The organism is Chryseobacterium sp. SIMBA_029, from assembly GCF_046535275.1.
Classification (GTDB): Bacteria; Bacteroidota; Bacteroidia; order Flavobacteriales; family Weeksellaceae; genus Chryseobacterium.
Genome location: NZ_JAWRXA010000017.1, coordinates 38419 through 48773 on the forward strand (window position 1 = coordinate 38419; position 10355 = coordinate 48773).

The following is a 10355-nucleotide window of genomic DNA, read 5'->3' on the forward strand; positions in this document are numbered from 1 at the left end:
GAGTAACTCCAACAAATTTATCTCTTCAAAATTATAAAATTCCTCTCGCTTTTATCTCAAGATATTTATTGATAACATCGATATTCAAATTCTCAGGAAGTGTATATACCGTGTAAATTCCATATTTCCGAAGTTCCTGAATGATGAGTTTCTTTTCAAATTCAAACTTCTCGGCAATGATTTCATCATAGATCTCCTGTGTACTTTCAGGATTTTTATGGATCAGTGTCTGAAGTTCAGCGTTTTTAAAGAAAACAACCACCAATAAATGGTTTTTGGCTATTCCACGAAGGTATTTCAGCTGACGGTTTAAGCCATCCAGCGTTTCAAAATTAGTAAATAGCAGAATCAGACTTCTTTGATTGAAAGAGTATTTTACATCCTGGTACAGACGATTGAAGTCACTTTCAAAAAAATCGGTTTTTACATTGTACAGTGCTTCCGATATTTTTTTCAGCTGCCCCGATTTATTTTCGCCTGCAATTTTATTCTCTGTTTTTTTCGAAAACGTCATCATTCCTGCACGGTCTCCTTTCTTCAAAATAATATGGGATAAAGCCATTGCCGCATTGATTGAATAATCCAGTAAGCTTAATCCATTGAAAGGCATTTTCATTGTTCTGCCCGTATCGATGAGCATAAAAATACGCTGTGCTTTCTCATCCTGAAACTGATTCACCATCAGGCGGTTCGTTTTAGAAGTTGCTTTCCAGTTGATGGTTCTGATATCATCTCCGGGAACGTATTCTTTGATCTGCTCAAACTCCATGGTATGGCCGAGCTTTCTTATTTTTTTGATTCCACCCAGCAAAAATTCATTTTGCAGTGCCATTAATTCATATTTACGAAGGTGTACAAAAGACGGATAAGAAGGAAGAGTGGCATCTTTCTGAAAAATAAATCTTTTGGAGACAAAACCTATCGGGGATGAAGCATAAATATTTAAACTTCCAAAATGATATTCCCCTCTTTCTTTAGGCTCTAAAACATATTGAAAATACGTGTTTTTACCGGAATCTATCTTTTTTTCAATCAAAAAATCCCTTTTCTGAAACTGAAACGGAATTTCATCAATGATTTTCGCTGTAATGGGAAAAATGTATTCATTTTTAATATCAATTTTCACCGGATTTTCATCGCCGTTGGATAATTTTTCCGGTAATATTCTCTGGGCCAGAACTCCGTTCTTCTGAAGAAACAACAGAAGATAATCAACTATCACCATCAAAAAACATATCAGAAGAATGATGTGCGCAATGATCATTAAAAACGGAAAGAAAAATGCGAACACATAAAGGATCCCCACTCCAATGAGCGTAAAGAAAAAACGGGTGTTGATGTATAAGTTTTTCATGATGTAGATTCTTAAGGATCAGAACTGTTTTCTAAGCCCTAATCACGTCCCTTACCTAGGAATTTCTATTCCTTCTAATATTTGACGGATAATTTCATCCGCAGTAAGACCTTCCATTTCTCTTTCCGGCGAAACAATTACCCTGTGTCTCAATACAGCGTAACTGGCTTCTTTAATATCTTCAGGAGTTACAAAGTCTCTTCCTCTTAATGCTGCAAATGCTTTTGAAGCGGTAAGAAGTGCAAGACTCGCTCTTGGAGAGGCTCCCAGATATAAGAATTGGTTTTCTCTGGTATTTACTGTGATTTTAGCGATATATTGTATCAGCTGAGGTTCCACAATAATTTCTTTTACCAGATGCTGGTAATTTTTCAACTGTTGTGCAGTAATAACCTGTTGAACGGTTTCCGTTTTATCTTCTTTTTTACTTTCGTGCTGATTTTTAATGATGGCAACTTCCTGCTCAAAATTAGGATAGCCAACATTGATCTTGAATAGAAAACGATCCAGCTGTGCCTCAGGAAGCCTGTACGTCCCTTCATGCTCTATCGGGTTTTGGGTAGCCAGCACTAAAAACGGTTCATCCATTTTATATTGGGTTCCATCCATGGTGATCTGCCTTTCTTCCATCACTTCAAATAACGCAGACTGTGTTTTCGCCGGCGATCTGTTGATTTCATCAATCAGGATAAAATGGGAGAAAATAGGTCCTTTTTTAAATTCAAACTCAGAATTTTTAACATTAAAAACTGAGGTTCCTAAAATATCAGAAGGCATCAGATCGGGTGTAAACTGAATTCTGCTGAACGCTACGTCAATGGTTTTGGCAAGCAATTTTGCAGTAATGGTTTTGGCAACTCCGGGAACACCTTCAATCAAAACGTGTCCGTTTGATAAAAGGGCTGCTAAAAGATGTTCAATCATGCTTTCCTGCCCTACGATCACTTTCCCGATCTCGGCTTTTACTTTTTCCAGGCTGGCGCGAAGTTCAATCATATCAATTCTTGATTCGAACTGATCTTCTTTTTTCGTAAGGTTTATAGAACTTCGATCTTCTATATTTTGGTTTTCAATGTTTTCCATAGGATTATAATTTACCAATATATCAATTTAACAATGCAATAATCTTCTTGTATCACTGGCTGATCAGATTATCACTTTTTATTTTATTATTTCATCCAGAATTGTGTTCAGCGCAGCAAGATCTTCTTTCATCACATGGGAATAAGGATCCTGTGCTTTTTTAATAAGCCTGACTGCTTCATGAATCATTTCAATGGGTTTACCCGTTTTCAACTGAAGTTTTTTAACAAAATCTTCATCTAGATTCTGGGTATCAATCAAAAGATCCAGCCGTATTTTATGTAAGAAATACTGGGCTTTTTTTGCCATCATATCGTGGAAATCGCCTTCCTGTAAATAAAGGTTTCCGATGCTTTTCACAAAATCTACAGAAGTATTCTTTAGAGGTTCAATAATGGGAACAATACGCTGTTTTCTTTTGGCGTTAAAAAAGATAAACAAAACAAGACCTCCCAGGAATAGCCACCAGGCATATTTGAGTGCGGGATTTGATAAGATAAATCTCATAAAAAAACGCGAAGTCTTCGTATTGCTTTCTACAAACCAAAGGGTCTCTTTATCCTGAAGATACGAGAAAACATCCTGGGTGTATTTTATGTTTCCCGGTTTCAGAAGATAATAATTCGTCAGGAAAAGAGGTTCACTGTGAACGTAAATATTACCTTTTCCAAATTTAACTTTAATAAAATTAGCCTGATCTCCATTGTCTTTTTCAACGGTTTTACCAAGGACTTCCACGTTGGGTTTAATGAAGGTAAAACCTCTACCCGACGGAAATTTATCTAATTTAATAAAATCATTCTGGTATTCTTTATCGGTAAGTTTCAGGACATTTTCCTCCTGAAAAGAGATGTCTGAATCATAGTATCCAATACTGTCTGAAATTTCTCTCGGAATATCATTTACAACCAGCATCGCATCGGAACCTTTTGAAACCTCATCAAGGATTTTTCTCCACGATTCTTCATCAATGTCACTTTCAATGACTAGAATATTATGCGGCTTTTTAGGATGCTGGCTGTAATAATCGTACGGGGTCTGTTCTATTTTTTTCAGATTGTTTTTAAAAAGGTTTTTAGCTTCATTATTAAAAACAAACAATCCGAAAGGTGTTTTTTCATTGACATCAAAATTTTTCCGCCAGTCCGTAGTTTCTTTTTTATTCACTTCAAGCAACGCCAGAATAACCATCACTACGATGAAGATTACAGCATATATTTTGAAAGTTTTGTTCATAGTAAAAGTTTAATTACGGTTTAAATGCCTGATATTGATTTTTAAAATTCTGATATCCCTGCTCATCAATATTGAATTCTCCATACCACACATAATCGAAAATATAAGACAGATTGAAAAATTCATTTTTAAGATGCGGGGCTTTTAATTCTGCACCATATTCTTTGTTGGTCTTTTCAGGATTCCAGTTGATTAATTTTTTATCACTTAATTTTTTCAGTACAAATAAAAACTGGTACCGCACGGCAGACCGATAATCTCCGGATCTTTCAAATTGAGCAATACTCTCGGGAAAGTTGATTTCATGAATATTTTCATGAAGCTCTTCCGCATTGATCTCTACTTTCTTATTTTTTTTACCAAAGAAGAAGTTTCCATCTTTTCCAAGGATATATCTGACGATAAAATACAGCAAAAACCCGACAAGAAGGATAGCAAAAAGACGAATGACTATACTGGCTACATTGGCAGATTTATCAAACGCTGTTTCTCCAAAAATGCTTTGCAGAAATCGATCTATTTTCCGTAAAAGCTTTTGAAAAAAAGATTCTCTGGGCTTAGAAACAGTATAATCGTATTCATTCCCTTTGTATCTTGACTGAAGATTTTCTTTAAATTTCTTAGGATACACTGTATTTTCAGAAACAGGATTCCTCAACAAAACAGAATCTGCCCGAAGCATATTTCTATAATGTGACGAACTCAGAGAATCTTCCATATAGCTTTCAACCACAGTTGCTGCACTGTCGCTTTGAGCATACACCGATTCTACCGAGAAAAAGATCAGTATGAAAAAAAGAAATTTATTCATTAAATCCGATGGTTTCTATTTCTGCAAGTTCTACTTTTTGATGAAGATCTGTCCGGCTGTCATAATACATCAACCCTGCATTTACAAAGATTAAATTAGAGAGGAAAAATGAGATCAGCATTGAAATTCCGTAAAATATGAAGAAGATAATCCCTGCTACCCCTGCAAAAGCATCTTGTCCGGAACTTCCATCAGGAATTGTCGTAAGCGCTGATCCATAGGTAAACATCATCGGTATCAGTGTGAAAATAGAAGTTATCGCATATAAAATGATGGACATTACAATGGTTGCTCCCCAATATTTCCAATACGGTGATTTTTCTCTTCCATTCGGATAAGAAAACTGCGATCTGATGGCATAACTTAAGCTTTCAAAGAAGCCTCTGTCTGTATTGAAATAATCAAACATCAAAAATATCACCACATTAAAAAGTGTAGGATACACAAGCAGCAAGAGGAAGAATCCAATAATAATCAGCATCATTGCATAGGAGATCCCAAGCACGAAAAACGATAGTGGTACTATAATGAACATCATTCCTAAACAAAGAATAATAATTCTGCCTGCATTCTTTTTAAAATCACCTAAAATTTCATCAGTTTTTACCTTTTCAGCTCCCTGAGCTATTCTTTTAAGATAAAACACGGGATATAAATAATTGACGATCATCAGCACAGCAAAAAGCACAAATATCAACCCTCCTACAATGGCAAGCATTCCGGCATTATCAGAAAAATACCTTTCGAAGTAGTAGCTTTCACCGCTAAGGTTTGAACCAGCAAGCTGCCCGAAAATCTCTCTGAATCCGAAAATAACCACTGCTATCATCAAAATAATCAACAGACCATTGATGAGCAGGTAGTTTTTGAAATAATTTTTACCGTATATTTTGAAAAAGTTGAAACTGTCACTGATAAACGTTCCGAACTCCCTTTTTTTATAAAACTGCATCATTTGGTGTGGTATTAATTTTTTTATAGACAATGGACGGGTAAATGAAATAATAGAATCCTATTATAACCAATGACCCGAAAATAATGAAAAGATTTAATATAAGTGGCATTATCAAAGCATGTCTTGTCACGTATCCTTCAATAATTCCGGCACAGATGGTAAAGGGAACTGTGCTTAAAAATATTTTAAAGGAATCTTTAAAACCGCTTTTAAAAGAATTAAATCTTGATAAGGTTCGGGGAAATAAAATAGAGGCACCGAGAATCAATCCGCACATGGCTTCCACCACCATTGAAAAGATCTCAAAAACGCCATGAAGCCAGATTCCTCTCGCGCTGTCCATTAAGGCTCCGTAATCATAGAAAAAATACTGGAATGAACCCAGCATTACACTATTGGAAAGAAGCGCATACAGCGTTCCTACTCCTCCGGCAATCCCATACAGATATAATTTAGTACCTACCCCGATATTATTAAAAATAATTCCTATTGTACTTCCCCAAGTGGAACCGCTCTGATAAACTCCTACTGCATTTCCCTTTTTGATGTTTTCAATCGTTTCATTCACATACCCTTCTCCAAGAATGATATTCGTGAAATCTTTATCATATATTGCGGAAAGAACTCCTATGGAAGTAAATAAAATGAAGAAAATAAAAGCATACATCAAATACCTCCGGTACTGATACACCAGTAAAGGCACTTCTGTTTTGAAGAAATACAACAGTCTGTTTTCTTCCACCCGTTTCGTTTTATAAATCTTCTGAAATATTTGTGAAGACAGGTGATTCAGATATACAGTGGTGTTGCTTTTAGGATAATAGGTCTGTGCAAAAGAAAGATCATTGATGAGATTGATGTACAGCGAAGACAGGTCATCAGGATTTTTTTTGATTTTCCCTTGAATAACCTGTTCTATTCCCAACCATTTTTCTTTATTTTGTTTAATAAAATAAACTTCTCTCATAATTGTAAGGCTAAAATAATAAAAAATATGTCTCAAATTGCGATAAATACTTCACAAAATGTAAATATTAACTTTACCACTGCCAGTGTTGGAGAAAGAATGCTTGCTTTCATCATTGATCTTTTGATAAAGGTGGCATATGCAGTTGTTTCTTTGTATCTATTTTTTAGTGTTTTTGATTTAGGATATATATTGACCGGGCTTGATCAATGGTCGCAAATGGCTATCTATATTGCCATTACCTTTCCTATTTATGTTTATCCCGTTGTTTTGGAAAGTTTGATGGAAGGCCAGACTCCCGGTAAAAAAGCCATGAAAATCCGGGTGGTAAAAATTGATGGATACCAGGCCAGTTTTGGAGATTATCTGATTCGATGGGTCTTCAGGCTCATTGACACTTCTTTTGCCGGAGTGGTTGGTCTGATCTCAATGATCATTTCGAAAAATAACCAGCGGTTAGGAGATATTGCTTCCGGTACTGCCGTGATTTCACTCAAAAATAATATCAATATTTCTCATACGATTTTAGAAAATATCCACCAGGATTACGTTCCTTCATTCCCTCAGGTAATTGCTTTGAGTGATAACGACATTAGAATTATCAAAGACAATTACACAAAAGCCCTTAAAATTGATGACAGACAGGTCATCAGTAAATTGTCTGACAAGATTAAGAGTATTTTAAAACTGGATGTTGATGCAGTAAAATTGACAGAAAGACAGTTTATTAATGTGATCATCAAAGACTATAATTACTACACAGGGAAAGATAAGTAAAGTTCAATTTACGGCTTCATTTGATAGCCTGAATGACTTTGAAAATTGATACTGCTTCTGAAAAAATTCGTGTTATTTATGTTTACCAAAAGGTCGGTGCAATTTTTGTATTTCCATTAACAAATTATTGATTATGAAATTTGAAAACAATAAATCAGGAAACGGCGGTGTTATTATGCTCAACAACGAAGTAAAAGAAGTAGGAAGACTTACGTATACTATTTTCCCTGAAGAAAATAAACTGATTATTTCTTTCGTACTGGTACATCCGGAATTTGAAGGAAGGGGAATGGGAAAATTTTTGGTTGAAGAAGCCCTGAAATTTTCAAGGGAAAACAACTGGAAAGTATATCCGCACTGTTCTTATGCAAGAGCTGTGATGACGAGAATGACCGATGTAGATGATATTTTCTTAAAGAATTAAAACTTCATTCACCAGTATATCTTCAATATTATCCGGGTAGTTTACTTTAAGGTGATGATCAGAAGCTACCCAATTCATGATCTCTTCAAGTTCTAACACTTTAGAATTAGGAATTCCCATTTGATCTAAAGCGCAAGTATTACATTCCTGTTCATATTGGTTATGAATGGGAATGACGAATAATTTCTTATCCATAAAAAGTGCTTCCGCCGGGCTCTCAAAGCCTGCATTGCATAGAATACCGTCACAGCTTTCAAAATATTTCAGATATTGAGTTTCATCGATAGGAAAAACCTCAACATTCTTCACTTTAACCTGCTGTTTACTGTATTTTGAAAATACTTTCCATTCAACAGGAATCTGCCGCAAGATTTTTATAATATTCTCGTCGGCAAAACTAGGAAGATAAACCAAATAATATCCTTTTTTCTCCGGATTAAGATTTCTGATTTTTCTTCTGATAACCGGCTTTTTAATCTGAGGATGATAATTTTCAAAATGAAATCCTATTTTTCTGTCGCTGGGAACATAATATTTTAAGATCAATTCTCCCAGGAAGTCTTTCTTTTCAGGTTTTGGTGTCTCTGCAAAGCTCATGGATGCCTGATGGCTCAGCTCAATCATGGGTAATTTCTTCAATTTACAAGCCCATCCGGTGAGAGGCTCATAATCGTTAATGATCAGATCATATTGGGAAAGCTCAAGTTCCCTGATTGTTTTAGCAGCTTCGAGAAATTTATTTTCAGTAAACGTTTTGCGGTAGGACAAACCACCTGTTTTGTTATAAAGCAGAGAAATACCCTTATGTCGGTAGTTAATGTCAAAATCAGCCTTTAATTGCGATTGATGTCCACTGATTAACGTGTCTACCGAAGCGTATTTTTTAAGAATAGGAACAATTTCCTGTGCTCTTGCTACGTGACCGTTTCCGGTACCCTGAAATGCGTATAAAATTTTCATTTAGGAAAAATTGGTAACTATTTTTAAAAGTTCAGAATTATCCATATCCTGAATATCTTCTGTTCCATCATCCTGAAGCAGATGTTTATGTTCATCATAATAAAAAATAGTCCATTCCTTTTCATTGTATTCCAGTGCAGACAGATTTTCTATCCAGTCTCCGGAATTAAGGTAAGTACAGGATCCTTTTTTATTGATTACTTTCCGGATCTGAGGCTGATGAATATGTCCGCAGATTACGTAGTCATAATGATTGTCAATAGCCAGCTCAGAAGCCGTCAGCTCAAAATCGCCAATGTACTTCACCGCCTTCTTTACATTGTTCTTGATTTTCTTTGAAAATGAATACTTTTCCCGTCCCATTTTCTCCAAGAACCAATTAACCATATTGTTGATGATAATTAACAGGTCGTAGCCTTTGCCACCGAGTTTGGCGATCCATTTAGAATGCTGGACTGATGCATCGAAAACATCACCATGAAAAATCCAGGTTTTCTTTTGATCGATATCCAGACAGATTTTATTACAGACCTTTAATTTGCCCAATTCAAAATCGGTAAACTTCCGGAACATTTCATCATGATTACCTGTAATATAGTAGACCTCCGTACTTTTGGTAGCCAATGAAAGGATCTTTTTGATCACTTTCAAATGAGGTTTAGGGAAGTAAGACTTTTTGAACTGCCAGATATCAATAATGTCTCCATTCAAAACCAGAGTCTTAGGTTGAATAGAATTCAGATATCTCAGCAATTCTTTAGCCTTACATCCATAAGTTCCCAAATGAACATCCGAAATAACAACTAGCTCTACGTTTCTTTTCATAGTTTTATGCAAAGAAACTAATTGAAAGTTAATTATATATGAATGCTATATTATTTTTTTAGAGAGAGTTCATTAACTCTTCTGTGATTTCCATATTGTGATAAACGTTCTGTACATCATCATCTTCTTCAAAACGTTCAAGCATTTTCATATTAGCCTTAAACTGATCTGCATTCACTTCTTTCGTATTGTTGGCAATTCTTTGAAGTTCTGCACTTTTAGCTTCCACTCCAAGTTCATCCAGTTTATGAGACATTGATCCAAAATCTTCAAAAGCAGTCGTAATCATTACTTCTTCTTCATCCTGATCTACATCTTCAGCACCTCCATCAATCATTTCCATTTCGAAATCATCCCAATCCATTTTGATTTGGGCTTTATCAATACTGAAAATACCTTTTCTGTCGAAGACAAATGCTAACTCTCCATTTTTCCCAAGGTTACCGTCGAACTTATTAAAAATAGCTCTTACGTTGGCAACAGTTCTTGTTGTGTTATTAGTGGTACATTCTACAAAAAACGCAACACCACCCTGTCCATATCCTTCATAGGTAATCTCCTCATAGTTTTCAGCATCAGCCCCACTTGCCTTTTTAATGGCTCTTTCCACATTGTCTTTTGGCATATTCGCGCCTTTTGCATTCTGGATGCATCTCCTTAATGCAGGATTAGCTTCCTGATCTGGTCCACCAGCTTTTACTGCTAATGCGATATCTTTTCCAATTTTAGAAAAAGTTTTGGCCATTTTATCCCAACGGGCCATTTTAGAAGCTTTTCTATATTCAAATGCTCTTCCCATTTTTATTTTTAAATTTTCAACAAAATTACTTAAAAGTATACGAAAAAAAAATACCCCCAAAAAAATTGGAGGTATTTATTATTTAGAAATGTCTAGTCCTGAAATATCGATACACAAAAAAAGAATCGTTATGGAAGAACATTTAGAAACCCAGTATGTCAAGC

11 protein-coding genes are annotated in these 10355 nt (G+C 35.4%); 2 read left to right on the top strand and 9 right to left on the bottom strand.

What is annotated here, in order from left to right:
* Window positions 1-31: 31 nt before the first annotated feature.
* The 6 genes from SB679_RS22405 to SB679_RS22430 form a co-directional block, all read right to left on the bottom strand.
* Entirely contained in the window at window positions 32-1354 is a 1323-nt protein-coding gene (locus SB679_RS22405) for a DUF58 domain-containing protein (protein ID WP_410704517.1), read from the bottom strand.
* A 51-nt stretch (window positions 1355-1405) separates the two neighbouring features.
* Window positions 1406-2437, bottom strand: a complete 1032-nt coding sequence (locus tag SB679_RS22410) for an AAA family ATPase (RefSeq protein WP_410704518.1) — start codon at window positions 2435-2437, stop codon at window positions 1406-1408.
* A 78-nt stretch (window positions 2438-2515) separates the two neighbouring features.
* Window positions 2516-3673, bottom strand: a complete 1158-nt coding sequence (locus tag SB679_RS22415; RefSeq protein ID WP_410704519.1) for a DUF4350 domain-containing protein — start codon at window positions 3671-3673, stop codon at window positions 2516-2518.
* Window positions 3674-3686: 13 nt separating this feature from the next.
* Entirely contained in the window at window positions 3687-4484 is a 798-nt protein-coding gene (locus SB679_RS22420; protein WP_410704520.1) for a DUF4129 domain-containing protein, read from the bottom strand.
* Window positions 4477-5439 (bottom strand): DUF4013 domain-containing protein, encoded by a 963-nt coding sequence (locus SB679_RS22425; protein WP_410704521.1) that lies wholly within the window; start codon window positions 5437-5439, stop codon window positions 4477-4479. Before SB679_RS22425 ends, SB679_RS22420 begins: the two co-directional genes overlap by 8 nt.
* Window positions 5423-6406, bottom strand: a complete 984-nt coding sequence (locus SB679_RS22430; protein ID WP_410704522.1) for a stage II sporulation protein M — start codon at window positions 6404-6406, stop codon at window positions 5423-5425. The genes SB679_RS22425 and SB679_RS22430 overlap by 17 nt, the downstream gene beginning before the upstream one ends.
* Window positions 6407-6433: 27 nt before the next feature.
* Here SB679_RS22430 and SB679_RS22435 point away from each other — a divergent pair, with 27 nt between their 5' ends.
* Together SB679_RS22435 and SB679_RS22440 are read left to right on the top strand one after the other, a co-directional pair.
* On the top strand, window positions 6434-7183 hold the full coding sequence (locus tag SB679_RS22435; protein WP_410704523.1) for an RDD family protein: 750 nt from the start codon (window positions 6434-6436) through the stop codon (window positions 7181-7183).
* A gap of 133 nt (window positions 7184-7316) precedes the next feature.
* Window positions 7317-7607, top strand: a complete 291-nt coding sequence (locus SB679_RS22440; RefSeq protein WP_317741857.1) for a GNAT family N-acetyltransferase — start codon at window positions 7317-7319, stop codon at window positions 7605-7607.
* Here the strand turns inward: SB679_RS22440 and SB679_RS22445 are convergent.
* Genes SB679_RS22445 through SB679_RS22455 form a run of 3 tightly spaced genes read right to left on the bottom strand, consistent with a single transcriptional unit; the run spans window position 7596 to window position 10191 of the window.
* A complete protein-coding gene (locus tag SB679_RS22445; RefSeq protein ID WP_410704524.1) occupies window positions 7596-8567 on the bottom strand; it encodes a glycosyltransferase family protein in 972 nt (323 codons plus the stop codon). The genes SB679_RS22440 and SB679_RS22445 overlap by 12 nt on opposite strands.
* Window positions 8568-9392, bottom strand: coding sequence for a UDP-2,3-diacylglucosamine diphosphatase (locus tag SB679_RS22450; protein WP_034712910.1), 825 nt, complete (start codon window positions 9390-9392; stop codon window positions 8568-8570).
* 58 nt (window positions 9393-9450) lie between these two features.
* Complete coding sequence (locus SB679_RS22455) at window positions 9451-10191, bottom strand: YebC/PmpR family DNA-binding transcriptional regulator (protein ID WP_410704525.1); 741 nt, start codon at window positions 10189-10191, stop codon at window positions 9451-9453.
* Window positions 10192-10355: the final 164 nt, after the last annotated feature.

Excerpts from the sequence above, each read along its gene's own strand:
- SB679_RS22415 (WP_410704519.1), bottom strand. The coding sequence starts at position 3,673 with ATGAACAAAACTTTCAAAATATATGCTGTAATCTTCATCGTAGTGATG.
- SB679_RS22455 (WP_410704525.1), bottom strand. The coding sequence starts at position 10,191 with ATGGGAAGAGCATTTGAATATAGAAAAGCTTCTAAAATGGCCCGTTGG.
- SB679_RS22405 (WP_410704517.1), bottom strand. The coding sequence starts at position 1,354 with ATGAAAAACTTATACATCAACACCCGTTTTTTCTTTACGCTCATTGGA.
- SB679_RS22420 (WP_410704520.1), bottom strand. The coding sequence starts at position 4,484 with ATGAATAAATTTCTTTTTTTCATACTGATCTTTTTCTCGGTAGAATCG.
- SB679_RS22450 (WP_034712910.1), bottom strand. The coding sequence starts at position 9,392 with ATGAAAAGAAACGTAGAGCTAGTTGTTATTTCGGATGTTCATTTGGGA.
- SB679_RS22410 (WP_410704518.1), bottom strand. The coding sequence starts at position 2,437 with ATGGAAAACATTGAAAACCAAAATATAGAAGATCGAAGTTCTATAAAC.
- SB679_RS22445 (WP_410704524.1), bottom strand. The coding sequence starts at position 8,567 with ATGAAAATTTTATACGCATTTCAGGGTACCGGAAACGGTCACGTAGCA.
- SB679_RS22430 (WP_410704522.1), bottom strand. The coding sequence starts at position 6,406 with ATGAGAGAAGTTTATTTTATTAAACAAAATAAAGAAAAATGGTTGGGA.
- SB679_RS22440 (WP_317741857.1), top strand. The coding sequence starts at position 7,317 with ATGAAATTTGAAAACAATAAATCAGGAAACGGCGGTGTTATTATGCTC.
- SB679_RS22435 (WP_410704523.1), top strand. The coding sequence starts at position 6,434 with ATGTCTCAAATTGCGATAAATACTTCACAAAATGTAAATATTAACTTT.
- SB679_RS22425 (WP_410704521.1), bottom strand. The coding sequence starts at position 5,439 with ATGATGCAGTTTTATAAAAAAAGGGAGTTCGGAACGTTTATCAGTGAC.